This window comes from Stenotrophomonas sp. YJH_SMC_131 (assembly GCF_059367975.1).
Map to the genome: position 1 here is coordinate 369,692 of NZ_JCAFRJ010000003.1, position 23,440 is coordinate 393,131.

At 67.5% G+C, this 23,440-nt stretch carries 22 protein-coding genes and 1 pseudogene; 11 read left to right on the plus strand and 12 right to left on the minus strand.

Annotation, left to right across the window (positions count from 1 at the left end; all coding sequences use genetic code 11):
- The first annotated feature begins 159 nt into the window (after window positions 1-159).
- Window positions 160-1,680 carry a hypothetical protein gene (locus AC5P56_RS09075; protein WP_164111012.1) on the plus strand — a complete coding sequence of 507 codons (1,521 nt, stop codon included), beginning with the start codon at window positions 160-162 and terminating at the stop codon, window positions 1,678-1,680.
- 97 nt (window positions 1,681-1,777) lie between these two features.
- On the opposite strand, the gene AC5P56_RS09080 is transcribed toward AC5P56_RS09075, so the two are convergent.
- Together AC5P56_RS09080 and cycA are read right to left on the minus strand one after the other, a co-directional pair.
- Window positions 1,778-2,554: a lytic transglycosylase domain-containing protein gene (locus AC5P56_RS09080; protein ID WP_111206132.1), complete on the minus strand. Its 777-nt coding sequence runs from the start codon at window positions 2,552-2,554 to the stop codon at window positions 1,778-1,780.
- A 161-nt stretch (window positions 2,555-2,715) separates the two neighbouring features.
- On the minus strand, window positions 2,716-4,089 hold the full coding sequence (gene cycA, locus AC5P56_RS09085) for a D-serine/D-alanine/glycine transporter (protein ID WP_032962245.1): 1,374 nt from the start codon (window positions 4,087-4,089) through the stop codon (window positions 2,716-2,718).
- 230 nt (window positions 4,090-4,319) lie between these two features.
- Here cycA and AC5P56_RS09090 point away from each other — a divergent pair, with 230 nt between their 5' ends.
- On the plus strand, window positions 4,320-5,936 hold the full coding sequence (locus AC5P56_RS09090) for an EAL domain-containing protein (protein WP_049406911.1): 1,617 nt from the start codon (window positions 4,320-4,322) through the stop codon (window positions 5,934-5,936).
- Window positions 5,937-6,153: 217 nt separating this feature from the next.
- Here the strand turns inward: AC5P56_RS09090 and AC5P56_RS09095 are convergent, their stop codons facing one another.
- Complete coding sequence (locus tag AC5P56_RS09095) at window positions 6,154-7,338, minus strand: MFS transporter (protein ID WP_111207063.1); 1,185 nt, start codon at window positions 7,336-7,338, stop codon at window positions 6,154-6,156.
- Complete coding sequence (locus AC5P56_RS09100) at window positions 7,335-8,513, minus strand: serine hydrolase domain-containing protein (RefSeq protein ID WP_495231547.1); 1,179 nt, start codon at window positions 8,511-8,513, stop codon at window positions 7,335-7,337. The genes AC5P56_RS09095 and AC5P56_RS09100 overlap by 4 nt, the downstream gene beginning before the upstream one ends.
- Before the next feature lie 227 nt (window positions 8,514-8,740).
- On the opposite strand from AC5P56_RS09100, the gene AC5P56_RS09105 reads away from it, so the two are divergent.
- Together AC5P56_RS09105 and AC5P56_RS09110 are read left to right on the plus strand one after the other, a co-directional pair.
- Entirely contained in the window at window positions 8,741-9,640 is a 900-nt protein-coding gene (locus AC5P56_RS09105; RefSeq protein WP_014645763.1) for a LysR family transcriptional regulator, read from the plus strand.
- Window positions 9,641-9,851: 211 nt separating this feature from the next.
- Window positions 9,852-11,459 (plus strand): ATP-binding cassette domain-containing protein, encoded by a 1,608-nt coding sequence (locus AC5P56_RS09110; RefSeq protein WP_495231548.1) that lies wholly within the window; start codon window positions 9,852-9,854, stop codon window positions 11,457-11,459.
- Window positions 11,460-11,645: 186 nt separating this feature from the next.
- Here the strand turns inward: AC5P56_RS09110 and AC5P56_RS09115 are convergent, their stop codons facing one another.
- Window positions 11,646-12,971 (minus strand): GTP-binding protein, encoded by a 1,326-nt coding sequence (locus AC5P56_RS09115; RefSeq protein WP_014645761.1) that lies wholly within the window; start codon window positions 12,969-12,971, stop codon window positions 11,646-11,648.
- A gap of 67 nt (window positions 12,972-13,038) precedes the next feature.
- Between AC5P56_RS09115 and AC5P56_RS09120 the strand changes: the two genes are divergently transcribed.
- Complete coding sequence (locus AC5P56_RS09120) at window positions 13,039-13,410, plus strand: MerC domain-containing protein (RefSeq protein WP_046428559.1); 372 nt, start codon at window positions 13,039-13,041, stop codon at window positions 13,408-13,410.
- Between the two features lie 76 nt (window positions 13,411-13,486).
- On the opposite strand, the gene AC5P56_RS09125 is transcribed toward AC5P56_RS09120, so the two are convergent.
- Window positions 13,487-13,771 (minus strand): metal-sensing transcriptional repressor, encoded by a 285-nt coding sequence (locus tag AC5P56_RS09125; protein ID WP_041863029.1) that lies wholly within the window; start codon window positions 13,769-13,771, stop codon window positions 13,487-13,489.
- A gap of 48 nt (window positions 13,772-13,819) precedes the next feature.
- Between AC5P56_RS09125 and dmeF the strand changes: the two genes are divergently transcribed.
- Window positions 13,820-14,782, plus strand: coding sequence for a CDF family Co(II)/Ni(II) efflux transporter DmeF (gene dmeF / locus AC5P56_RS09130; RefSeq protein WP_046428557.1), 963 nt, complete (start codon window positions 13,820-13,822; stop codon window positions 14,780-14,782).
- A gap of 88 nt (window positions 14,783-14,870) precedes the next feature.
- Here the strand turns inward: dmeF and AC5P56_RS09135 are convergent.
- Window positions 14,871-15,139 (minus strand): annotated as a pseudogene (locus AC5P56_RS09135) (hypothetical protein).
- A gap of 90 nt (window positions 15,140-15,229) precedes the next feature.
- On the opposite strand from AC5P56_RS09135, the gene AC5P56_RS09140 reads away from it, so the two are divergent.
- Both AC5P56_RS09140 and AC5P56_RS09145 read left to right on the plus strand, forming a co-directional pair.
- Complete coding sequence (locus AC5P56_RS09140) at window positions 15,230-15,646, plus strand: hypothetical protein (RefSeq protein WP_014645757.1); 417 nt, start codon at window positions 15,230-15,232, stop codon at window positions 15,644-15,646.
- 65 nt (window positions 15,647-15,711) lie between these two features.
- Window positions 15,712-16,632: a class I SAM-dependent methyltransferase gene (locus AC5P56_RS09145; protein ID WP_445392122.1), complete on the plus strand. Its 921-nt coding sequence runs from the start codon at window positions 15,712-15,714 to the stop codon at window positions 16,630-16,632.
- A gap of 3 nt (window positions 16,633-16,635) precedes the next feature.
- On the opposite strand, the gene AC5P56_RS09150 is transcribed toward AC5P56_RS09145, so the two are convergent.
- Both AC5P56_RS09150 and AC5P56_RS09155 read right to left on the minus strand, forming a co-directional pair.
- Complete coding sequence (locus AC5P56_RS09150; protein ID WP_069118051.1) at window positions 16,636-17,604, minus strand: polysaccharide deacetylase family protein; 969 nt, start codon at window positions 17,602-17,604, stop codon at window positions 16,636-16,638.
- Between the two features lie 64 nt (window positions 17,605-17,668).
- Window positions 17,669-18,313 (minus strand): hypothetical protein, encoded by a 645-nt coding sequence (locus AC5P56_RS09155; protein WP_100449296.1) that lies wholly within the window; start codon window positions 18,311-18,313, stop codon window positions 17,669-17,671.
- Window positions 18,314-18,566: 253 nt separating this feature from the next.
- On the opposite strand from AC5P56_RS09155, the gene AC5P56_RS09160 reads away from it, so the two are divergent.
- Window positions 18,567-19,829 carry a hypothetical protein gene (locus tag AC5P56_RS09160; protein WP_197621256.1) on the plus strand — a complete coding sequence of 421 codons (1,263 nt, stop codon included), beginning with the start codon at window positions 18,567-18,569 and terminating at the stop codon, window positions 19,827-19,829.
- A 231-nt stretch (window positions 19,830-20,060) separates the two neighbouring features.
- Here the strand turns inward: AC5P56_RS09160 and AC5P56_RS09165 are convergent, their stop codons facing one another.
- Complete coding sequence (locus tag AC5P56_RS09165) at window positions 20,061-20,873, minus strand: alpha/beta fold hydrolase (protein WP_014645750.1); 813 nt, start codon at window positions 20,871-20,873, stop codon at window positions 20,061-20,063.
- Between the two features lie 221 nt (window positions 20,874-21,094).
- Here AC5P56_RS09165 and AC5P56_RS09170 point away from each other — a divergent pair, with 221 nt between their 5' ends.
- Entirely contained in the window at window positions 21,095-21,574 is a 480-nt protein-coding gene (locus tag AC5P56_RS09170) for a nuclear transport factor 2 family protein (protein WP_069118054.1), read from the plus strand.
- A gap of 75 nt (window positions 21,575-21,649) precedes the next feature.
- A complete protein-coding gene (locus tag AC5P56_RS09175) occupies window positions 21,650-22,066 on the plus strand; it encodes an XVIPCD domain-containing protein (RefSeq protein WP_069118105.1) in 417 nt (138 codons plus the stop codon).
- A gap of 41 nt (window positions 22,067-22,107) precedes the next feature.
- On the opposite strand, the gene AC5P56_RS09180 is transcribed toward AC5P56_RS09175, so the two are convergent.
- Together AC5P56_RS09180 and AC5P56_RS09185 are read right to left on the minus strand one after the other, a co-directional pair.
- Window positions 22,108-22,683, minus strand: coding sequence for a hypothetical protein (locus tag AC5P56_RS09180; RefSeq protein WP_053494895.1), 576 nt, complete (start codon window positions 22,681-22,683; stop codon window positions 22,108-22,110).
- A gap of 77 nt (window positions 22,684-22,760) precedes the next feature.
- Window positions 22,761-23,333: a hypothetical protein gene (locus tag AC5P56_RS09185; RefSeq protein ID WP_495231549.1), complete on the minus strand. Its 573-nt coding sequence runs from the start codon at window positions 23,331-23,333 to the stop codon at window positions 22,761-22,763.
- Window positions 23,334-23,440 lie beyond the last annotated feature (107 nt).

The window sequence follows — 23,440 nt, forward strand, 5'->3', positions numbered from 1 at the left end:
GCGCTGCCTGCCTGCTGTCTGAAGAGGCACCGACAATAGACGCTGCGCGTGCGATCCGCCACGGCCGATTGTGCGGCTGAACGCCAGAATTCGCTTCGTCGTGCTTGTCCTCGCTGGCTGCAGCAGGTTCAATGCGGTTCCCACGGATGGAGATTCTCCATGCCCCGCGTTCTCCCGCTCACCGCCCTGCTGCTGGCCGCATTGGCCAGCACATCCGCCACTGCTTCGATCACGGTGGCGCCGCAGAAGCCGTCAATCACCGCCGATGCGATGCACCAGGCCTATGCCACGCGCTGGGATGAGGCCATCCAGCAGTCACGCAGTGGCAACACGCTGGGCGCGCTGATCAGCATGGAACGGCTGATGGAGGATCCCCTGCTGGACGACTTCGATGCCGAGCATCGTGGCCGCGCCTCGCAGGTCGCTGGCTGGACCGCACTGATGCAGAAGAAGCCGGCCCTGGCCCGCCGCTACCTGCAGCGGGCGCAGGAGGCCCTGCCGGAGGATGCACAGATCCTGCTTACCCAGGTGTCGGTGGAACTGTCGGACAACCAGCCGGCCGCAGCCACCACCTTCCTGGTGAAGGCACTGCAGCATGCCGACGCGCCGCTGCCGGTCGATCACCACGCCATCAACTACCTGCAGTACCGCCTGCGTGACCAGCCGATGAAGCGCATGGACCTGCTGCAGGCGCTGTTTGACAACGGCTGGAAAAGTGCCGGCCTGGAACCCACCGGGCTGTGGCTGACGCTGGCCACGCTGCAGGCCGACAATGGCCGTGGCGACGGCATTCCAGCCACGCTGGCCCGCATCGACAGCCCGGCCGAGATCATCCGCCTGCGCAGCGACAAGCGCTTCGACCGTTATGTCGATCGCGGCGATGCGCGTTTCGATCCGGTGCAGGCGGCGCAGCGCCACCTCGATGAACTGCGCGTCTCCGGCCTGCTCGACCGTGCACTGGACGCGCGCATGGCCGAGTTCAGCACCACCCTGCTCATGCTGGACCGCAACGAGGAAGTGCTGTCGTTGACCGAGGGCATGGCCGGTGCCGCGAGCAACGGCGAATCACCTGCCGCCGCCGAAGCGGAATGGGTGGCCTGGCTGCTCAACAGCCGGCTCACCGCACTGCGCCGGCTGGGCCGCACCGATGAGGCACTGGCCACGGCGCAACAGGCCCAACGCATCGGCGCACTCGGCCCGGATGGTGTCGAGCACCAGATGAATGTCGGCTTCGTCTTCAGTTCGCTGGGGCGCATGCAGGACGCTGCGCAGGCAGTGAATGACATGCCGGGCCTCGCCGGCTACGGCAAGGCCGCGCAGGCGCTGCTGCAGTTCGCCGCCGCCCGCGAGCGCGGTGATGCCGAGGCGCGCGACGCAGCACGCGCGGTGATCCTGGCCCAGCGCGAGGATGCCCGCCTGTTCCATCGCGAAATGCTGCTGGAGGAAGGCAACCTGGACGGTGCCGCCGCCGTGCTGATCGAACAGCTGCGCTCGCCCATCGAACGCGGGGAAACCCTGGCCAGCCTGCAGGACATGCGCACGTATCCGTCATTGCCGGGTGATGTGCGCATCGATGCCGCGTGGCGTGCACTCAAGCAGCGTGCCGACGTGCAGGCCGAGGTGGCACGCGTCGGCCGCATCGAGCGCTACGACCTGGTCAGCACCTCCACCTCGCGCTGAGCGGCTTTTGTGTAGAGCCGAGCCGATGCTCGGCTGCAATTGGCGCAGCCGAGCATCGGCTCGGCTCTACAACGCCACGTGCAGGCAGCACCGTCCGCTAGCGCGCCGGCACTTCGGTGCGGATGCCCATCGCTTCGCGGTAGCGTGCGTACAGCGCCATTACCTTGTCCACGTAGGCCAGGGTTTCGGCGTAGGGCGGCACGCCCTTGTAGCGGGTGACCGCACCGATGCCCGCGTTGTAGGCGGCCGCCGCCAACGGGCGGTCGCCGTTGTAGCGGCGCAGCAGCGCGCGCATGTAGCGCGCGCCACCCTCGATCGACTGCTGCGGCGAGAACGGATCGCTCACCCCGTATTCCTGCGCGGTTTCGGGCATCAGCTGCATCACGCCCTGTGCGCCCTTGCTGGATACCGCCAGCGCGTCGAAATTGCTTTCGGCGTGGGCGATGGCACGCAGCCAGGCATCATCGACGCCGGTGGCCCTGGACGCGGCCTTGAACTGCCTGGCGTGCTGCGCCAGCTGCGGCGTGCCGACCTTGCCCAGGCCTTCGTGCGCCGGCTCGCCTGGCGGCGTGGCCACGGTGAACTTCAGGAACACCCGCGAGCCGGGCAGGTTGCGCGTGGAGTAGACCAGCGCCCCGTCCTGTTCGCGCTCGTACAGCACGCCGCTGAACACGCCCATGTTGCCCCACAGGTTCGGGGTCTGGACGGCGTTGTCGTCGATCTCCTTCGGCGTGCACCGCGATCCCGGCTCCGGCGCGGTGGCCAGGCTGACGGTGTTGCCCTGCACGCAGCGGTAGACGGTGCGCGCGGCGGCCAGCCCGGGCCACAGGCTGGGCAGCAGCAACAGCGCGAGCAGGAGGGGGCGAGGGGACATGGCGGCCGGATGATCCGGCCGTGCCCGCTAATGTTGGGTGAATGGGGCCGGCAGGGCGGCGTCCTGCACCCGTGGTAGTGCCGGCCGCTGGCCGGCAACCTCCCGCGACCTGCCGGGGTCAGATCCCGTTGCTGAGCAACGGGATCTGACCCCACTTCGGATCACTTCGCGGTCCTCCGACGCACCCAATAGCCCACGCCCAGCAGCACGAACCACGCCGGGCTGGCGATCAGCGCCTGGCGGGTGTCGCCCTGCAGGCTCAGCAGCACCAGCACGGCGGCGAAGAACACCAGGCAGGCCCAGCACATCGCGACGCCGCCGGGCATCTTGAAGATCGATGCAGCATGGCGCTCCGGATAGCGACGACGATAGGCCATGTAGGCCACCAGGATCAGCGACCAGACGAAGATGAACAGCACCGTCGCCAGTGTCGTCACCAGGGTGAAGGCGGTCACCAGGTTGGGAATCAGGTAGATCAGCAGCGTGCCGCCCAGCAGGCACAGGCACGAGAACAGCAGGCCACGGGCCGGCACTGCGGCGCGCGACAGTTTCGACAGCCCGCGCGGGGCGTGGCCCTCTTCGGCCAGGCCGTACAGCATGCGGCTGGTGGAGAAGATGCCGCTGTTGGCCGAGGACGTGGCCGAAGTCAGCACCACGAAGTTGATCAGGCTGGCGGCGGCGGGAATGCCGGCCAGCACGAACAGCTGCACGAACGGGCTCTTGTCTGGCACCACCTGGCGCCACGGGGTGACCGCCATGATCGCGATCAGCGCCAGCACGTAGAAGATGATGATGCGCACCGGGATCGAGTTGATCGCCTTGGGCAGGTTGCGCTCGGGGTCGGCGGTTTCGGCGGCGGTGGTGCCGACCAGCTCGATGCCGACGAAGGCGAACACCGCAATCTGGAAGCCGGCGAAGAAGCCGACCAGCCCCATCGGGAACATGCCACCGTCATTCCACAGGTTCGACAGCGACGCGGTGTGGCCGCTGGGTGAGGTGAAGCCCCATGCCACCAGCCCGGCGCCAGTGATGATCAGCGCGCAGATCGCCACGATCTTGATCAGCGCGAACCAGAATTCCATTTCGCCGAACAGCTTCACCGTCACCAGGTTCAATGCCAGCAGCAGCATCACGCAGGCCAGCGCCGGTTTCCAGGCTTCAAGCCCGGGGAACCAGAACTGCGCGTAGGCGGCAATGGCGATCACATCGGCGATGGCGGTGACGATCCAGCAGAACCAGTAGGTCCATCCACAGAAGAACCCGGCCCACGGGCCGAGCAGGTCGGTGGAGAAATCGATGAAGGATTTGTACTGCAGGTTGGACAGCAGCAGTTCGCCCATCGCGCGCATCACGAAGAACAGCATCGCGCCGATGATCAGGTAGACGAAGACGATGGAGGGGCCGGCCAGGCTGATGGTCTTGCCCGATCCCATGAACAGGCCGGTGCCGATGGCACCGCCGATGGCGATCAGTTGCAGGTGGCGGTTGGACAGGCTGCGGCGCAGGTGCTCGGGGGGCGTTGCGGGCTCGGTCATGGGCGCGGGCAAAAGGGGCGGGCGAAGCATTCGACGGTAGTCCTCCGCGGCGCCGAGCGCCAGCGCCAGACGGACCCATTGCGTCAAAGCGGGCCGCTTTCACCACAATGTGACCGAATACCGTATTGATCCCATTCCGCCCGGCCCGGCGCCATGCTCAGATAGCCGCACCTGCCCAAGGACCGGCCCACCATGCGCCCTGCCCCGCCCGCCCCGCTGGAGCCCCGGCCATGAGCCGGCTGCGCGTCATCATCGGCGGCACCGCCCTGGCCCTGCTGGCCGCTGCGCTGCCGATCGCGGTCATGGCCTACGCCACCTGGGACCGCGCGATCAGCGTCGAACAGCAGCGCCTGCGCGACATCGCCGATCGCACCCTGCGCCGCTCCGACCTGTCCTACCAGGAAGCGCTGGCGGCACTGAAATCGGCCGAGGCCGGCGCCTACGTACCCTGCAGCCCCGAACACATCCGGCGCATGCAGACCCTGGTGATGACCACCCCATCGATCGACCAGATGGGCTACTTCGAAGGTGGCAAGCTGCGCTGCACCTCGTGGGGTCCGTTCCTGTCCGATGTGGATCAACCCACGCCGGACCACGTCACCAGCGATGGCGCAGGCATTGCAGTGGATGTGCGCCCGGAAATCAGCGGCCGCCGCCAGGTGCTGGCGGTCCTGTATGGGTCCTACGACGCACTGGTGGACCCGCGCCGCTTCGTCGATGTCATTGCCGACCCGAACGTGCGGCTGGCGCTGGCCAGCCCCGATGGACGCCTGCTGGCCAAACAGCCCGGCCTGGATCCGGACCTGCTGGAGGCACTGCTGCGCGACCCCGGCGAAGGCCTGGATCACGCCACGCTGTTCGCCACCGCGCGCAACGAGGAATGGCTGGCCATCGCCACCACGCCGCGCACCGCGCTGGCCGCCGCCTTCCGCCAGCAGGCATGGCTGTACGTGCCGGTCGGCCTGCTGCTGGCCGCCGCCGGGGCCGGCCTGGTGATCTGGCTGTCGCGGCGCCGCCTGTCGCTGCGCGGTGAGCTGGCCACCGCCATCCGCCGCCGCGAGCTGTACCTGCATTACCAGCCGATCATCGAACTGGACACCGGCATCTGCGTCGGCGCCGAGGCGCTGGTGCGCTGGCAACGCCCGGATGGCACCCAGGTGCGGCCGGACCTGTTCATTCCGCTGGCCGAAGAGGCCGGCATGATCGCCGACGTCACCGACCTGGTGATCGAGAACGTGGTGCGCGACATGCGCGAGCTGCTGGTGGCCGACCGCAGCGCGCACATCGCGATCAACCTCGCCGCCGAAGACATCAGCAGCGGCCGCGCCCTGAAGATGATTTCCCGGCACATGGCCGGCAGCGGCATCCTGCCGCAGCAGATCTGGATGGAGGCCACCGAACGTGGCTTCCTCGACCTGGACCGCGCGCGCACCATGCTTGCCGCCGCCCGCCGCGCCGGCCACAGCGTGGCGATCGACGATTTCGGCGTCGGCTTCTCCAGCCTGCAGTACCTGCAGCAGCTGCCACTGGATGCGCTGAAGATCGACAAGTCGTTCATCGATGCGATCGGCACCGAAAGCGCCACCAGCCCGGTCACGCCGCACATCATCGACATGGCCAAGGAGCTGGGCCTGTGGGTGGTGGCCGAGGGCGTGGAAACCGAAGCGCAGCTGGCCTACCTGCACAGCCGGCATGTGGAATTCGGCCAGGGCTGGCTGTTCTCGCGGCCGCTGCCGCGTGATGAGTTCGTCGCCTTCCACCACAAGCGGCAGCAGCAGTACGGCGCTGCACGCGAGCACATGCAGAACCCGCGCAGCGTGCCGATCGAGCGTGAAGGGATCGAGTAGGACGGCCAACGGCAGAGCCCCTGGTGGTGGGTCGCGTACAGCTATCCCGGCGTTGGCCGGGACGGTCTCTGACAGGTTCTGGCGGCGGTCCCACTACGGAATCAACAGAAGAAGCAAACGCGAGTCGCTGCGCTCGGTAGATCCACGCCATGCGAGGATGGCGCGGCCCACGGTAGTGCCGGCCGCTGGCCGGCACCGCATCATCGTTGAGCGCCGCCTACGCCCACGCCTTCGGCCGTGCCAGCAACCACGCGACGGTCACCGCCAGCAACAGCAGCGGCAACCATCCCAGCTGGCTCGGGCCGCTGGCCTGCAGCAGCACGCCGCCCGCCACGCCGCCGGCCGCAATGGCCAGGTTCCAGCCGGTCACCAGCATCGACTGCGCCAGGTCCGCAGCGGCCCCGGCGCGTCGTGCCAAGGCGGTCTGGAACAGGGTCGGCACCGCGCCGAACGCCACGCCCCACAGGATCGTCGCCAGCAGCAGCGTGCTGGCCACGCCGGGCCATGCCAGCAAGGCCAGCACCGGTACGATGAAGCCGATCACCGCCGCCCACACCAGCGCACGCAGGTGGCGATCCACGCCCCAACCAGCAATCCCGATGCCGGCAATCGCCGCCACGCCGAAGGCGAGCAGCAGCCGGTCCAGCCACGGGCCGGCACCCGCCTCCACCGCCAACGGTTCGATGTAGGTGTAGAGCACGTTGTGCGCCAGCACGTACAGCACCATCACCAGCAGCGCGCTGCGCACGCCCGGCATGCGCCAGACCTTGGCCAGCGACGCACGTTGACCGGCACCGGCCGCAGGCAGCGCCGGCAGTGCCCAGCGCGCGTACGCCAGCAGGCCCACGCCCAGCACGCTCATCAGCGCGAACGCCCAGCGCCAGCCGACCTGCTGGCCCAGCAACGTACCGGCCGGCACGCCCAGTGACAGCGCCAACGGCGACCCCACCATCGCCACCGCGATCGCGCGCCCCTGCAGCGACGGCACCACCATGCGTGCGGCATAGCCAGCCACCAGTGACCACAGCAGGCCACCGCTCACGCCTGCCAGGAAACGCGCAGCAAGGATCAGCGCATAGCTGCTGCTCAGCGCCGTCAACGTGTTGACCACCACGAAGCCGGCGATGGCCGCCAGCAACAGCGGACGCCGCGGCAGGCGCTGGGTCAACGCCGTCATCGGCAGTGCTGCCATCACCGAGCCCAGCGCATACACGCTCACCAGCTGGCCCACCGCCGCATCACTCACGCCCAGGCTGTCGCCCATCGGTCGCAGCACGCCCGCCGGCAGGGTCTCGGTCAACAGGGTGATGAAGCCGCCGCCTGCCAGCGCCAGCAGGCCCGCCCACGGCAAGCGCGTGGCCTCACCGGCCGGGCTGGCCGCATCGATGGCGTGGCCGCTCATCGCGCAGCCTCCAGGTCCGCATAGACCGCATCGCGCAGGTCATCGACGAAGGCACCATCCATGCCTTCGTACAGTGTGTTGGTCAGCGCCACCACGCTCAGCCCACGCGCCGGATCAACAAACCAGCTGTGCCCATAAGCGCCGCCCCAGCGCCAGGTGCCTTCGCGCTGCGGCGTGCCGCTGGCAGCGGCCTCGCGCAGTAGTGCAAAGCCCAGCCCGAAGCCCCAGCCGGCCGGTTCCGGCGGCCCCTGCTCGCCCACCTGCGGGCTGGCCATCTCTGCCGCCAGCGCGGGCGGCAGCAGGCCGGAGCGCTGCACGTCACGCAGCGCCTCCAGCACCGACATCACGTCATCGGCAGTACCCACCAGGCCGGCGCCGGCCGAAGCGAAACGGCGGGCATCGAGGGCACGCGCAAGGCTGTACTCGATGCCCACCGTTCCCTCGAACGGCGCGACCACCTCCCCTTCCTGCAGGCGATGCGGCTGCGGCGTGCCGCTCACGTAGGGCGTGGCCAGCCGTGCGGCATCGCGTGTGGCGAACGCGGTATCGCGCAGGCCCAGGGGGGCAGCCAGCAAACGCTCGAACAGCACCTGCAGCGTTTCACCGGTCGCCGCTTCGGCCACTGCACCGGCCACGTCCACGCCCAACGAGTACAGCCATTGGCTGCCCGGTTCGAACAGCAGCGGCGCCTGTGCGATACGGCGCACGTTCTCGGCCAGGGACACCGGGTTGGCGTCCATGCCATCGCTGACGCCGGCCCGGGCGTACGGTCCGTGCGCATCGGCTTCCAGGAAACGGTAGCCCAGCCCGCTGCTGTGGCTGAGCAGCTGGCGCAGGCTGATCGGCGGCCTGCGGCCATCGGCCAGCGCCGGCCGGAAGTCCGGCAGCCAGCGCTGCACCGGCGCATCGAGGTCGAGCACGCCCTCGGCCACCAGGCGCAGGATCACCGTGCTCAACAGCGGCTTGCTGACCGATGCCAGCCGGAACAGCTGATCGCGCTGCATCGGCAGGGCCGACTCGCGATCGGCCTGCCCGGTCGCGCTGGCATGGCGCAGCACGCCGTGCTCGCACACCAGCACCACCGCACCGACCAGGCGCGTCGGGTGGACCTGCTGCAGCAGCCGCTGCACCGAAGGCAGCATCGGTGCAGGTTCGATGGAAAGAGCGGCATTCATCGCGGTGATCCGTGGGGAGAGGCCCGCCACGTTAGGCAGCACGGCGCAGCGCAAAAAGCCGGTTGCCGCTCCGGGCATCATGGACCGTGCAGTCCGCAATCGGCATGATGGCCGGAACTGCAAGGCCGCAACAGCAGGCGCCCCCACCCTGCACCACAGTGTTGCGGTGGCGGCGCCGCCCGCCGTGATCACGCCCCTACCCTGCCGCTTTCATTGCCCCTACGCCGATGTCAGTCCTGGACAACCTCGCCAACCTGCAGACCTTCGTGCACGCCGCCGACACGCGCAGCTTCGTCGAGACCGGGCGCCTGCAGGGCATCTCCGCATCGGCCGCCGGCAAGTGCGTTGCCCGGCTGGAGCACGCACTGGGCGTGCGCCTGTTCCACCGCAGCACGCGCAGCATCACGCTCACCGCCGAGGGCCAGCTGTTCCTGGCGCGCTGCCGGCGCATCCTCGACGAGCGCGATGCCGCACGCACCGAGCTGGCACAACCGCACGCCACGCCCAGCGGCACGCTGCGCATCAGCCTGCCGCTGGTCGGCGATCTCACCCTGCCGTTGATGGCCGAGTTCATGGCGGCGTATCCGGACATCCGCCTCGACCTGGATTTCAGCGACCGCCTGGTCGATGTCATCGAGGAAGGCTTCGATGCGGTGCTGCGCGTCGGTGAACCCAGCGACTCGCGGATGAACGCACGCCGGCTGGGGGTGTTCCCGCGCCGTGTAATCGCCTCGCCGGGCTACCTGCAGCGCCGCGGGGTTCCGCGCACGCCGGCGGAACTGATGCAGCACACGCTGCTGCACTATCGCTTCCCCAGCACCGGCAAGCTGGAGCCGTGGCCGATCCACTGGCCCGATGACGAAGCACCGCAGGAACTTCCGGTGCACATGGTGGCCAACACCATCGAAGCGCGGGTGGCGCTGGCACTGCGTGATGTCGGCCTGGCCTTCGTGCCGGTGCACTCGGTGCGCGATGCGCTGGCCGACGGCCGCCTGGTCACCGTGCTGGAGGATCATGTGCACTCCTGCGGCACCTTCCACCTGCTGTGGCCTTCGGGCCGACACGTACTGCCGAAGCTGCGGGTGTTCATCGACTTCGTCGGCGCCCGGCTGGGTACCGTGCCGTAGATCCACGCCATGCGTGGATGCTTAAGGTCAGCCGAGCATGGCTCGGCTCTACCGCTGCACGCAACCATTCAGCCAGCGCCGCTATACTGCCCCCTCATTCCTCCAAGAGGCTCGCGACCAATGCGCCATTGATGCCGCCGTCTTCCCATCAGACGGCCTGACTCTTCCCGCCCCTGCGCGCAGGGGAGAACCCGGCATCCCTGGAGGTCGCATGACCCCGCATTCCCTCACGCTCGATCGCGTGTCGTATCGACTGGCCGACGGCCGCCTGCTGTTTTCCGATCTGACGTTTTCCTTCGATCCGGTCGCCACCGGCCTGGTCGGTGCCAATGGCGCTGGCAAGAGCGTGCTCGCACGCCTGCTCGCCGGCCGGGTGCAGCCAGAGAACGGGCAGGTACGCGGCAGCGGCCGCGTGTTCCTGTTGCCGACGCCCGGCTATCCACCCGCTGGCACGGTCGGTGAACTGGCCGGCGTTGGCGCTGAACTGGCCGCACTGCAACGCATCGAAGCCGGCAGCGTGGACGAGGCCGACTTCGCCTGCGTCGGCGACCGTTGGGACCTGCGCGAGCGCCTGCAGCAGCAATGGCAGGCGCTACGGCTGCCCGACGACCTCGATCCCGCCCAACCCGCCGCGCGCCTCAGCGGTGGCCAGGCCATGCAGGTGGCGCTGTCCGGCGCCTGGGCCAGCGGCGCTGATTGGCTGATCCTGGACGAACCCAGCAACCACCTCGATGCCCGCCATCGCCAGCAGTTGTGCGAACGGTTGCAGCAGTGGCGCGGCGGCCTGCTGGTGATCAGCCATGATCGCGAACTGCTGGCGCACATGCAGCAGATCGTCGAGCTCGACGCGCGCGGGCTGCATCGCTATGGCGGGCCGTGGCAGCACTACGCCGACGCGCGTGCCGCCGAACGCGAAGCGGCCGCGGCACAGCTCGACCACGCCCGCGCCCAGCACCGGCAGCAGCAGCGCAGTGCGCGCGAACAGCACGAACGCCAGCAGCAACGCCAGGCACGTGGCAATCGCGATGCAAAGCAGGCCAACCAGGCGCCGATCCTGCTCGGCCGACAGAAACAACGTGCAGAGGGCAGCCACGGCCGCGCACAGCAGGTACAGGCCGAGCGCCTGCAGGCCAGCGCAGACCAGCTGCGCGCTGCAGCCTCGGCGGTTCACGCCACACCGGAGCTCGCACTGTTTGCCGGCGAGGGGGAACGCGGCAGCGCACGCCTGCTGCAGGCCGAGTCGCTGGTGCTGCCGCATGGCTGCCGCGCGCCGTTGCAGCTGGACATCCGCCGCGGCCAGCGCATCGCCGTGGTTGGTGACAACGGCAGTGGCAAGTCCACGCTGTTGCGCGTGTTGGCCGGCCAGTTGCCTGCACGCAGTGGCAACGTACAACGGCATGCACCACTGGCGCTGCTCGACCAGCAGTTGCTGGGGCTCTCCGGCGAGCGCAGCATTCTCGACACCGTGCAGGCTGCCAACCCGGCGGCCGATACCGGTGAACTGCGCACACGGCTGGCCCTGCTCGGGCTGGACGCGCAGCGCATCCAGCGTGCAGCCCATCACCTCAGCGATGGCGAACGGGTGAAAGGCGCGCTGGCCAGCGTGCTGTATGCCGCCCCCCCACCGCAGCTGTTGCTGCTGGACGAGCCCGGCAACGCACTGGACCTGAGCGCGTTGCAGGCACTTGAAGAACTGCTGGTGGCATGGCCGGGAGCGCTGGTGATGGTCAGCCACGACCGGCACCTGCTGCAGGCGTTGCAGCCGACGCAGGTGTTGCAGGTGAGCGCCGAGGGTTGGCAGTGGCGTGACGCCTTGTAGATCCACGCCATGCCTGGATCTACTGCAGCAGCCGAGCATGGGCTCGGCTCTACAGGATTGGCCGCGACGGATCACATTGTAGAGTCGAGCCATGCTCGACTCCGCCATGCATCCATCCACGCATGGCATATCGACCAGGGGTAGTGCCGGCCGCTGGCCGGCAACCCATCGATCCTCAGTGCACCGTCACCGCTTCCACACCGGGAACGCCTGCGGCAACTGATGCCACAGCAGCGGGCCCGCACGCAGCTCCTGGTCGTTGAGCAGGCAGGCATCCAGTTCCGCACGTACCGCACGCTCATCCATGTGCACGCCGATCACCACCAGCTCCTGGCGGCGATCCCCCCACAACGGGTGCCACAGGCGTTGCATCGCCGAGTGCGCGGCCGCATCCGGGAAGTCTTCCGGCCCCGGCAACGGTGCGCTCCAGCAATCGGCCTGCTGCCGCGCCCAGCCCAGGTCGCTGTACGGCAGCGGCGTGGGCGGCAGCAACGGCGGCGTGTCCTCCAGCCCAGCACGCACGCGATCGCGTGCGGCGTACCAGAATCCCGCCGCCTGCGTCCGCGTCGCGGCACCTACGGTGTTCAGCTCGCCCACCCAGTCCATGCGGTTGGCCAGCCAGAACCAGCCCTTGCTGCGGATCACGCCCGGCATGCCCGACTGCAACGCGCGGGCGAAACGCGCGGGATGGAACGGTCGCCGCGAGCGGTAGACGAAACTGGCGATGCCGTACTCCTCGGTTTCCGGCGTGTGCTCGCCACGCAGCTCCTTTACCCAGCCCGGCGCACGTTGCGCACGCTCGAAGTCGAAGCGACCGGTGTCCAGCAGCTCGGCCAGCGGCACGTCACCGAAGCTGGACAGCAGCAGTTTCGCGTCGCGGTTCAGGCCACGCAGCACGGCCAGCGTGTCCTGCAGCACTTCGTCATCGGTCTGATCGACCTTGCTGACCACGATCACGTCGGCGAACTCGACCTGTTCGCACAGCAGGTCGACCACGCCGCGATCGTCATCCGGCCCAGCCTGCTGGCCACGCTCGGCCAGGCGCAGCGTCGAGCCGAAGTCGGCGAGGAACGCGCTGCCATCCACCACCGTCACCATCGTGTCCAGGCGCGCAATGTCACTCAGGCTGAAGCCCTGCTCGTCGCGTACCGCGAAGGTGGCCGCCACCGGCATCGGCTCACCGATGCCCGTCGACTCGATCAGCAGATAGTCATAGCGCCCCGCATCGGCCAGGCGCCGCACTTCCTGCAGCAGGTCATCGCGCAGCGTGCAGCAGATGCAGCCATTGCTGAACTCCACCAGCGTCTCTTCGGTGCGGCGCAGTTCGGCGCCGCCCTCGCGTACCAGCTGCGCATCGATGTTGACCTCGCTCATGTCGTTGACGATGACCGCCACACGCAAGCCCTCGCGGTTGCGCAGGATCTGGTTGAGCAGGGTGGTCTTGCCGGCCCCGAGGAAGCCGGACAGCACGGTGACAGGAAGGCGACGGTCGGCGCGGGAAACAGTGTTCATGTCGGAGCGGGTTGGCTGCGGAACGGAAATGTTACTGTATAACAATTGCTACGCAAGGCCCCCCCCCATGAAGTCGCCTTCTGCCGCCCTGCTTGATGCCAGCGCGGTCGCCCTGTCCAGCCTGTGCCTGCTGCACTGCCTGGCGCTGCCCCTGCTTGCCGCCGCGCTGCCGCTGTTCGGCACGTGGGCCGAAGCGGAATGGGTGCATCTGCTGTTCGTGGCCATCGCCTTGCCGCTGACCGGCTACGCGCTGTGGCGGGCAGAACGCCGTCACCCGCTGCCCGTGCTGGCCTGGGCCACCGCCGGCGCCGGGCTCGGCCTGCTGCTGGCCGGCGCGTTGGCGCTGCCCTCGCACGACTGGGAAACACCGATGACGGTCACCGGCAGCCTGCTGCTGGCCGCCACGCATATCTGGAACGCGCGACACCGCCACGGGTAGTGCCGGCCGCTGGCCGGCAACCTCATGAACGGGGAAGACAACCTGCAGTCGCCGGCCAGCGGCCGGCACTACCTGGTCATTTGCCGTAGCGGCGCAGCAGCTCGACCAGCACCTGGGCCTCGGCCGCCCGCTGCTGCGGGTCTTCGGCGCCCACCACGTGTTCCTGCAGGTGCTCGTGCAGCAGCTCCATCAGCAGGCTATGGGCGGCACCGCGCACGGCGGCAACCTGCACCAGCACGTCCGCACAGTCGCCGGCCTCACCCTCCGGCCTGTCCAGCGCCTGCTCCAACGCCGCCACCTGTCCGCCGATGCGGCGCACCCGGGTCAGCAACTGCTTTCGATGCTTGTGTACATGAGCCATGCCGGAATCATATACCCTATGGGGGTATCCACTCCACCGCTGGCCCCCATGCACCTGGACGCCCTTGCCGCCGCCCGTCGCCACGAACACCGCTTCGACGACGGCAACCCGCTGGCCGAACGCAATACCCGCCGCGCCCTGTGGCTCACCGTCAGCATGATGGTCGTGGAGATCGTCGGCGGCTGGTGGTTCAACTCCATGGCCGTGCTCGCCGACGGCTGGCACATGAGTTCGCATGCGCTGGCGCTCGGGCTCTCGGTGTTTGCGTACCGCTGCGCACGCCGCTACGCGCACGACCCGCGCTTCGCCTTCGGCACCTGGAAGATCGAGATCCTGGCCGGCTATACCAGCGCCATCGCCCTGCTCGGCGTGGCCGCGCTGATGGCCGTGCAGTCGCTGGAGCGGCTGTGGGTACCAGCACCGATCCACTACAACGAAGCCATCGCCATCGCGGCGGTCGGGCTGGGCGTGAACCTGCTGTGTGCCTGGTGGCTGCACGACAGCCCGGGCCACGCGCATCATCACCATGGCCATGACCACGGGCATGGCCACGAACACCACGACCACGGCCATGCGCACGGTCACGACCTCAACCTGCGCTCGGCCTACGTGCACGTGCTGGCCGACGCCGCCACCTCGGTGCTGGCCATCGTCGCCCTGCTCGGCGGCAAGCTGCTCGGCCTCACCTGGCTGGACCCGGTGATGGGCCTGGTCGGCGCCGTACTGGTCACGGTGTGGGCGGTCGGCCTGCTGCGCGACAGCGGCCGCATCCTGCTCGACGCGCAGATGGACGCGCCGGTGGTGGCCGAAGTACGCGAGGTGATCGAACAGGGCCCGTGGCCGGCACGCCTGGCCGACCTGCACGTCTGGCAGGTGGGTCGCGGCAAGTACGCGGTCAGCGCCAGCGTGGTCACCAGTGACGCCACGCTGGATGCCGATACCGTGCGCAACGCGCTGGCGATCCACGAAGAACTGGTGCATGTAACGGTGGAGATCCACCGCAGCGAGTGATGCACGCCAGGTAGTGCCGGCCGCTGGCCGGCAACCCCATGAACACCGCACGCCACCTGCAGTTGCCGGCCAGCGGCCGGCACTACCGCTAGAGCTTCAGCATCATCCGCAGCAGGTACATCAGCAGCGGCAGCGCGCTCAGCACCGCACCGCTGATGCCGATCCATGGCCAGCGCTCGCCACGCACGCGCGCGGCCACTGCCAGGCCGCGCCCAGCACGCCCACGCCCAGCCCAGCGGCCATGCCATTGCCACCGGCAGCGACTGCCGCCTGCGCCGCCACGGTGCCTGCCCCCCACCCCACAGCAATCCCCAGCCAACTGGCCACGCCGCACCACGGTGCCTTGCCCTGCGCCATCCGAAAACCCCTGTGTCCTTGCCGAATTTCTGTACGGGCCACGCCCGCGTGCTGCCTACACTAGCCGCACCTGCCCTGTAGGGACATCCCATGCGCACGCTCCGCCTGCTGCTGCCCGGTGCCCTCCTGCTGCTCACTGCCTGCGGCGACGATGCGCGGCTTCCCTTCTCCGCCGACCCATTGCAGGGCTGCTTCGCCACCGGCGCGCGCAAGCCCGCCGACTTCCGCATCGACAAGGAAGGCGGCCAGTACTTCGTTTCCTTCAGCCGTGGCGAGCAGTGGCAGCGCGAACCGAACGCCCTGCACAAGGCCACGTCCAGCGAGATCAGCCGCTACTTCCGCGACGACGCCGACCAGATCGACAGTGCCCTGATCCGCATGTCCGGCGGCTTCGGCATCTTCCACTTCAACAAGGGCGCGACGCTGAAGGGCAAGGCCAGCGACAGCGACTACATGGCGCTGATGCTGATCGGGGCTGGGCCGGTGTATGCGGTGAAGTGCGATTGAACTGTAGAGCCGAGCCCACGCTCGGCTACGTTTGCAGTAGATCCACGCCATGCGTGGATGCAGGCATGGTGGAGCCTAGGGCGGGCTCGGCTCTACAACAGCTGCGGTACCATGCCCTCCCCCGAACCGCCCCGGTACCCGCCGTGCCCCATTACACCGGCCCCCTGCTGACCCGCGACAGCGCCGATACCCTGCGCCGTGCCCATGAAAAGGGCGCCGCCGACTGGCAGGGCTCGCTCGACCTCGGGCGCAGCCAGGACAGCGTGGCGCTCGATGCGGACGGCTTCCACTTCCGGGGCCAGCCCTATCCCTGGCCGGGCAAGCTGAAGGACCGCACCCTGTACTACTGGGATGGCGAGGACTTCGCGCCGATCTCGCGCTACAGCGGCTCGCTGATCAAGCTGGTGCCGACCGAATGGGGCGCACCGACCTTCGAGATCGACGGCATCAAGATGCTGCCGACCTCGAAGCTGTCGCCGTTCGAGGATGCACGCCGCAAGGTGGAGCTGGTCGCCCCGGCCGGCAAGGTCATCCTCGATACCTGCGGTGGCCTCGGCTACTTCGCTGCCTGTGCGCTGGAAGCCGGTGTCGGCCAGATCCGCTCGTTCGAGAAGAACGCCGATGTGATGTGGCTGCGCACGCTCAACCCGTGGTCGCCGGATCCGGACTCGGCTGCCGCCGGTGGCCGCCTGCAGTTCAGCCACGGTGACGTCTCGCAGCAGATCGAACAGGTGGCCAGCAACAGTGTCGACGCGATCCTGCACGACCCGCCGCGCTTCGGCATCGCCGGCGAGCTGTACTCACAGGTGTTCTACGACCACCTCGCCCGCGTGATCCGCAAGGGCGGCCGCCTGTTCCACTACACCGGTGCGCCGAACAGGCTGACCAGCGGCCGCGACGTGCCGCGCGAAGTGGCCAAGCGCCTGGAAAAGGCCGGTTTCAAGGCCGAACTGGCGCTGGACGGCGTGCTGGCCGTCAAGCGCTGAGCCTTACTCCGAATCGACCTTGGCCAGCTTCATCACCCACGCCGGCACCTCGGGCTCGCCGGCGTAGAAGTCCTTCGGCTTGTTCTCCGCCATCGCCCAGCGGTGCAGCCAGCTAGGGCCATAGCGGCCGTTGTAGCCTTCAGCACCCCGCGCATACGCGGGGTCACGCATCGCCTCGTCCAGCGAAATGAAGCGATAGCCGCGGCGCTTCGTGGCCGCCACCAGTTCGGCGAAGGTGGCCGCGTTGAGCTCATTGGCGTGCATCAGCCACACCTGCGGCAGCGCGTACCCCAGCAGCGCCTGCGATTGTTTCTCGTAATAGTCCAGCTTGTTCAGCATGTACGGCACGTAGCCCTTGCGCAGCTGCGCCAGCGTCGCCGCGCGCGCGGGCGAGTCCGCCTGCTCGTTCATCACGTTGGCATAGGCGAACGCCCACACCCACTCACCGTTGTCCACCGTCACCGGTGCCACGCGGTAGCCATGCTGTTTGAAGAACGCATCCATCTGCACGCGCTCATCCGCGGTGCGCCCGGCACGCAGGTAAGGGTGGCGCATCCACTGCGGCGCCTGCCCCTTCTCGGCCAGCAGCGGCCGCAGCACCGTCTCGCCGCGCAGGAAATCCTGCTGGAACGCCGCCAGGCCCTTCGCATTCAGATCCATGTGCGAGTAGGTGTGGTTGCCCAGCACATAGCCGGCATCACGCCAGTCGCGCAGCATCTGCACCCGCGCCGGCTGCACCTGTCCCTCCACCTCAAGCTTGTTCTCGTTGACGAAGCCGACCACCGGCACGCCCGCCTGGTGCAGCTGGGCCATCAACGCCTCATGCCGCGCCTGCAGGTCCGGCGGCACGATCTGGTCAAGCCGTGCCCATGGCAGATCGTCGATGGTCACCGCGATACGGCGGTCCACCTCGGCGGCATGCACCGCCAGCGACAACAGCAACAACGGCAACGCACGCAGCAACAAGCGCATGGGGTCTTCCCTGGAGTGGCGAGGCGTCGACTGTAGCGCGATTGCCGCGCGCCGCCGAGCGTGCTCAGCCCGCCCGGGCCCGCGCGATCGCACGCCACAGGGCAACGCCGCCGGCCATCGCGGCCAACAACAGCACCGTCAACACCAGCGCCAGATCATCCGGATTACGCAGCAGTGGCGCGTTCACCCGCGTCAGGATGTGGAACACCACGCGCTGCGCCTGCTCCAGCGGTACATCGCCCTCCGACACCAGCTCCACCAGGCACGCCGTGGGTGACAGCCGCGCCACATTGCTCCACGCATTCTCGTACAGGTGCAGTACCCATCCAGCCAAAGCCAGTGCGCCACCGTGCAGCACCATAAGCGCCACGTTCGCCGTGCGCAGCCGATCGCGCAGCCACAGCGCGCGGCTTGCGCATACGGCCATGGCTCCCAGCAAGGCCAGCACCAGGCCTACCCATGGAATCCAGCCCAGGGGTTGCCAGTCATCCAGTGCGCCCGCACGCGCCATCACCTGTTCGGCAACCTGCAATCGCGCCTGCGCGTCCGGCCCCCCACAGGCCACAGTCACCGGCTCCAGCAACAGCTCCACGCGGTAATGGAAGAAGCCGGCAGCCAGCACCACAGACAGCAGCGCGACCCACTGGAGCATCAACAGGATCGGCCCCTGCCCACAGATGCGGCGGATTCGGGAAGTGGCGGCGCTCATCGGTTCATCCATGACAGCAAAGAGCCATCCTAACCAAGCGCTTCGCACGTGTCGGCTGGCGGATGCGACAACGATGCCCATCGCAGCGTAGCAGCGCCGACCGTAAGCGATGCTACGGAGGGCGCGGAACGCTTCTTCACGGACGATGCCATGACCCTTCCGCTAAAGATGCCCTGCTTTGGGCCGATGTTTCGGTGGAGCTGCAAGCGCGGCAGCAGGTACCCACGGCATCAATACCGAAAAGGACTTCCCGATGAGCACGTCGGAATCACCCGCAAAGACCATTGGATTCATACTCAAGCTCATCAGGAAGCACGGCTGGGTCGTAGGCATAGGCAGCCTTTTGCTTCTCATCCTTCAGTTCGTGAGAATGAACTATGTGCCGCAACTAGCGATTACCGACCTCGGTGTCGTCGGTGCCTCCATGCTGGCCGTCAGCGTGATCGGTGCGGTTTATTTCTTGGTCCCGCTATTCCTCCCGGGCTATGCATTCCATCTGCTGAGCGAGGCCAGGGTCATCCGCAGACCTCAGCGTCCCGAGCTCCGGCGTCAGTACGCAACACGCCGGATAGCCGTAATGAGCGAGTGCGGTTGCTGCGGCTCGTCACTACCAGTTCAGTCGCTGACTAAACGCAGGAGGTACGTCTGGGCGCTCTCGCTGCTGGCCATCTGTGCAGGCTTCCTGCTCGCGTTCCTGACCCACGCAGTGCTTCTGTTCGGCCTGTCGGACCATCTGGTATTCGAACTTGTCTACGTCGTGGTCGCGCTGGTGCTGGCGGCGGTTCTGCTGGCAAGTGCCCAGACCCTAAAGGGGCGACGCTTCCTCAGCCACTGCGGGCTCTCATGGACAATGATTCTCACCATTGCCGCGTGGTCCATCTACGCGGTCGTGATTCCGACCGCAACGTTGCTCTACGAATTTCTGGCTCCGCCGGAGGCGCAGATCAAGCCACTGGGCATTTCAGCACTGCTTCTGCTGGTGCCCATCATCAACTGGGTGATCTATCAGTCAGGCCGAAAGAAGACGTGGAACCGCGTCGGAGGCCTCACCGTAGTCGCTATCAGCCTGCTCTTGGGGCTGGGTGCCTTCAACCATATCGCCGATCTCAGCTTTGCCGCACTCAAGCTGGGCCGCATGGAAGGCCAAACCGTCATCCTCTCCGCCAGAGGATGCGGCGTCCTCCGGGAGGCCGGCATCATCGACCAATGCCGGGTCACGACGTACGACAACGGCCTTTACAGCGCAGGGCCGGTAAGTGTGATCTCAAGGATTGGCGCGGAGGTCCTGATTGGCTGTCGGATCGCCGATACGCCGACGGAGATGCGCAGCGTCCCCATCCGCCGGGAGGATTTTGCTGGCTTCCGGCCGGCGGCATGGAGTGGCAGCTCCCAGCGGCGATCGGCACTTCCCCGAGTTGCAACTCGTGCTTGCTCGGCAGCAGTCGCTACGCCGGAAGAGGCTAGCGACTCAAGTCAGCACCCACTGACGGCAGATAAAGCACAGACTCAAAGTTAATATAGAACTGAAATAGGCCTGTCGCCGGGCCATGCTCGGCGACAACGCTCACGACCCACGCGGCAGCTTCGCCGCCCACATGTTGTCGACCAGGTTGGGATAGCGCCGCCCGTTCTCCTCAGCACGTTGCCGTGCCGCCGCCTTCTGCGCATCCGATAGCGGTTGCGACGTCTGGCCCTTGGGGTTGGGCTTCTTCCATGGGGGGGTTCTCGTCTGGCGCATGGCCGCAGCTTAGCGCTTCAGGAAGTTCAGCAGGGCCAGATTGAAGCGGTCGGCGTGGCTGGTGTTGCAGCCATGTGGCGCGCCTTCCAGGATCACCACTTCGCTGCCTTTGATGGCCTTGTGGGTACGCTGGCCGGAGCCCTCAAACGGCACGATGGCATCGCTGTCACCGTGCAGGATCAAGGTCGGCACCGTGATCTTTTTCAGGTCATCCCGAAAATCAGTAGTGGCAAACGCGTGCATGCAGCCCAGTGCCGCCGTCTGGTCGGATTGATGGCACAGCGCGATCGCCGCCTGGCGCGTTTCTTCGGTCACCATCAGCTGGCCGTGGGCGCTGAAGAAGTCGCGGGTGAAGCCGTCGAAGAACGCTTCGCGATCCTTCTCCAATCCGCTGCGCATTTCATCGGCCTTGTCCTGGGTCAGCGGCCCCTCCGGGTTGTCGTCACTGCGAAGCAGGAACGGCGGCACCGCCGCAGCGAACACCACACTGTGCAGGCGATCCTGGCCGTGGTTGGCCACGTAGCGCGCCACCTCGCCACCGCCCATCGAGAAACCGACCAGGGTGACATCGTGCAGGTCACGTTCCTCGATCAACCCCGCCAGGTCCGCCGCCAGGGTGTCGTAGTCATAGCCCTCGGCCGGCTTGTCAGAGCGGCCAAAGCCGCGCCGGTCGTAGCTGATGACCCGATACTGGGCATCGCGCAGGATCGCCACCTGGGTCTTCCAGGCATCGGCGGACAACGGCCAGCCGTGGATCAGGATCACCGGGCGGCCGTCGCCACCGGTATCTTCAACATGCAGGCGGATGCGGGAAGCAGGCATGGGCGCTCCTGTGGAAGGGAAGGATTGCAGGCTAGCGGCCGCGCCCTGTGGCAGCCGTGAGGGAATCACGCCCCCTCATGACATCGCCTGCACATGCCGCCACGCGAAGCCGCACCGGCCTGGCCGGCCTTTGCACCGCGCCCAGGCGGTTTCGTCGCAGCGCCGTACCGCCGTGGTCACCGGCATGTCAGCCTGCGCAGACCATCCCCGGGAGTCTTGCCATGCTGCTGCTCACCCTGCCCTTGCTGGCCGCCGGCCTCGCCACCGCACCGTCGCCCGCCGATGACCTGCGCGAACAGATCCGCCAGGCCGATACCCAGCTGTTTGCTGTCGCCTTCGAGGCCTGCGATGCCGACAAGGCCGCCGCGATGACCACCGAAGACATGGAGTTCTTCCATGACAAGGACGGCAAGTCGGCCAGCAACCGCGAGGATTTCCGCCGCAGCGTAGCCAACCTGTGCGACAACGCGCGCAAGGGCGGCTGGCGCCTGCGGCGCGAGCTGGTGGACTCCTCGCTGCAGGTATTCCCGCTGCACGACGAGCGGGCGCTGGAAATCGGCGACCACCGCTTCCACGAGCGCGGCAAGGACGGCGTGGAGCACTGGGTCGGCCAGGCCCGTTTCATCCAGGTCTGGCGCCGCGTGGACGGGCACTGGCTGGCCGAACGGGTGATCAGCTATGACCACCGGCCGGCGGACTGACCTTTCCGGCGCCCTTCACCGGCCGGATCTATACTGGCGGGGTTGACCCCGACCCACCGCTACCGTTCGATCGCCATGGCAGAACTCACCCCCAACCACCCCGACTATGGCCTCCATCAGCAGGTCCGCCAGGGCGTGTCCGCTCTGGATGCCCAGCATGGCCGTGCGTTCGACCAGACCAGCGAGCGCCTGACCGCCAGCCTGACCGTACTCGCCCGCGAGCAGGGCCTGCAGCAGGTCGACCACGTGCTGGTCAGCAACGCCACGGCCCAGCACCCGGCCGGGCACAACGTCTTCGTGGTGCAGGGCGACCCGGCCAATCCGGCGCACCTGCGCGCGATGATGCCGACGGCCGTGGCGGTACAGACGCCGGTGGAGCAGTCGATGCAGAAATTGGGGTTGGCCCCGCAGCAGCCGGCCGTGGGGTTAGTGCCCGAACAGCAGACCCGTGAGCAGGAGCAGCAGCAGAACCCGGCACACCGTCTGGGCTGAGCCGCCTCCAGCGTTGTTGGCGGAGCGGCGCAAGCCTCTGATCATTTTCCCGACAGAGGGTCCGCGTGGACCCGCAGCTGTGCCGGGTAATGCTGGAGCAAGAGGGTGGGCTGCACCGTGCGCACATCGAGGCGGTAGCGGGCATCGGTTTCCATCGGCAGCGTGACGATGTTCAACCTGTATCGGCTGGCGTCCATCGATACCTGATGCGCGTAGCGCCAGTCTGCCGACTCATGCCATTCGGGGAGCGGCTGACCCAGACTGCGCGCCCTTGCCTGATGGACATCAGACGTTGCAACGTCCTGCCAGGCACCTGCGACCCAGCGCTGCAGGGACAGCTGGAAGGGAACATGAACATTGTCCATGTCAGGCCCACTGTCAGGCCCGGGGCCATGTCGCTGCACCTCAAGATCCAGCACGTAGGGTCGACCCGGATAGAAACTGCGGGGATTCGTCTCGAACTCGAACCGCACCGTCTGGCCTGGCTCGGCAAGGTTGATCGGCTTGACCAGATCCAGCGGCTCCGGTGCATCCGGTATGCGGCTGCTGCAGGCGCCGAGTGCACCCACCAGCGTGAAGATCAGGCCGGCGCGCAGCCAGCGGTGGATACCCAGCATGATGAAGACCCTTTGGCGTCCTGCCATGAAGTACCTATCCTGGCGAGCGACCAGTGGCGCCGCAACCAGGCGATTGATTACTTTCCGGCGGGACGGGCGGCATGGATCCGCAAACGGGCCGAGTAATCCTGCAGTGCCTCGGTCCTCTGCACCGTGCGCACGTCCACGCGGTAGCGGGAGTCAATTTCCACTGGCAGAGCAACCAGGCTCAGCGTGTACTGGCCATCACTGCCCATGTGCGGCGACGTATACCGCCATTCGCCGGATGCATGCCATTCCGGAAGCTGCTCACCGGCATTGAGCACCCCGGCTTGATAGCTGTCGTAGGTGGGAACATCCTTCCAGGCATCAGCACGCCATTGCTGCAGGATCACCTCGAACGGGATCCGCATTGTGCCCACGTCAGGCTCGTCGGGCTTTCGCGTCTCTTGGCGCTGCAACTCCAGCTCCAGCGCATACGTGCGACCCGGGTGGAAGTTGCGGGCATTCGTCTCGAACTCGAACCGCACCGCTTGGCCAGACTGGGTCACGTTGATCGGCTTGACCAGATCCAGCGGCTCCGGTGCATCCGGTATGCGGCTGCAGGCGCCGAGTGCACCCGCCAGCGTGAAGATCAGGCCGGCGCGCAGCCAGCGGCGGATAGCCAGCATGATTCAGATCCTTTGGCTCCCTGCCATGGGCTTCAACCCTAGCGGGCAGCCTATTGCACTGCAACCGGGCAAAGAAGAAGGCAGAGCCTGCGCCCTGCCTTCCTCAT

Excerpts from the sequence above, each read along its gene's own strand:
- AC5P56_RS09110 (WP_495231548.1), top strand. The coding sequence starts at position 9,852 with ATGACCCCGCATTCCCTCACGCTCGATCGCGTGTCGTATCGACTGGCC.
- AC5P56_RS09080 (WP_111206132.1), bottom strand. The coding sequence starts at position 2,554 with ATGTCCCCTCGCCCCCTCCTGCTCGCGCTGTTGCTGCTGCCCAGCCTG.
- AC5P56_RS09185 (WP_495231549.1), bottom strand. The coding sequence starts at position 23,333 with ATGCTGGCTATCCGCCGCTGGCTGCGCGCCGGCCTGATCTTCACGCTG.
- AC5P56_RS09170 (WP_069118054.1), top strand. The coding sequence starts at position 21,095 with ATGCTGCTGCTCACCCTGCCCTTGCTGGCCGCCGGCCTCGCCACCGCA.
- AC5P56_RS09075 (WP_164111012.1), top strand. The coding sequence starts at position 160 with ATGCCCCGCGTTCTCCCGCTCACCGCCCTGCTGCTGGCCGCATTGGCC.
- AC5P56_RS09140 (WP_014645757.1), top strand. The coding sequence starts at position 15,230 with ATGCGCACGCTCCGCCTGCTGCTGCCCGGTGCCCTCCTGCTGCTCACT.
- AC5P56_RS09155 (WP_100449296.1), bottom strand. The coding sequence starts at position 18,313 with ATGAGCGCCGCCACTTCCCGAATCCGCCGCATCTGTGGGCAGGGGCCG.
- AC5P56_RS09090 (WP_049406911.1), top strand. The coding sequence starts at position 4,320 with ATGAGCCGGCTGCGCGTCATCATCGGCGGCACCGCCCTGGCCCTGCTG.
- AC5P56_RS09100 (WP_495231547.1), bottom strand. The coding sequence starts at position 8,513 with ATGAATGCCGCTCTTTCCATCGAACCTGCACCGATGCTGCCTTCGGTG.
- AC5P56_RS09180 (WP_053494895.1), bottom strand. The coding sequence starts at position 22,683 with ATGCTGGGTATCCACCGCTGGCTGCGCGCCGGCCTGATCTTCACGCTG.
- AC5P56_RS09175 (WP_069118105.1), top strand. The coding sequence starts at position 21,650 with ATGGCAGAACTCACCCCCAACCACCCCGACTATGGCCTCCATCAGCAG.
- AC5P56_RS09145 (WP_445392122.1), top strand. The coding sequence starts at position 15,712 with ATGGTGGAGCCTAGGGCGGGCTCGGCTCTACAACAGCTGCGGTACCAT.
- AC5P56_RS09125 (WP_041863029.1), bottom strand. The coding sequence starts at position 13,771 with ATGGCTCATGTACACAAGCATCGAAAGCAGTTGCTGACCCGGGTGCGC.
- AC5P56_RS09115 (WP_014645761.1), bottom strand. The coding sequence starts at position 12,971 with ATGAACACTGTTTCCCGCGCCGACCGTCGCCTTCCTGTCACCGTGCTG.
- dmeF (WP_046428557.1), top strand. The coding sequence starts at position 13,820 with ATGCACCTGGACGCCCTTGCCGCCGCCCGTCGCCACGAACACCGCTTC.
- AC5P56_RS09120 (WP_046428559.1), top strand. The coding sequence starts at position 13,039 with ATGAAGTCGCCTTCTGCCGCCCTGCTTGATGCCAGCGCGGTCGCCCTG.
- AC5P56_RS09095 (WP_111207063.1), bottom strand. The coding sequence starts at position 7,338 with ATGAGCGGCCACGCCATCGATGCGGCCAGCCCGGCCGGTGAGGCCACG.
- cycA (WP_032962245.1), bottom strand. The coding sequence starts at position 4,089 with ATGACCGAGCCCGCAACGCCCCCCGAGCACCTGCGCCGCAGCCTGTCC.
- AC5P56_RS09150 (WP_069118051.1), bottom strand. The coding sequence starts at position 17,604 with ATGCGCTTGTTGCTGCGTGCGTTGCCGTTGTTGCTGTTGTCGCTGGCG.
- AC5P56_RS09105 (WP_014645763.1), top strand. The coding sequence starts at position 8,741 with ATGTCAGTCCTGGACAACCTCGCCAACCTGCAGACCTTCGTGCACGCC.
- AC5P56_RS09165 (WP_014645750.1), bottom strand. The coding sequence starts at position 20,873 with ATGCCTGCTTCCCGCATCCGCCTGCATGTTGAAGATACCGGTGGCGAC.
- AC5P56_RS09160 (WP_197621256.1), top strand. The coding sequence starts at position 18,567 with ATGAGCACGTCGGAATCACCCGCAAAGACCATTGGATTCATACTCAAG.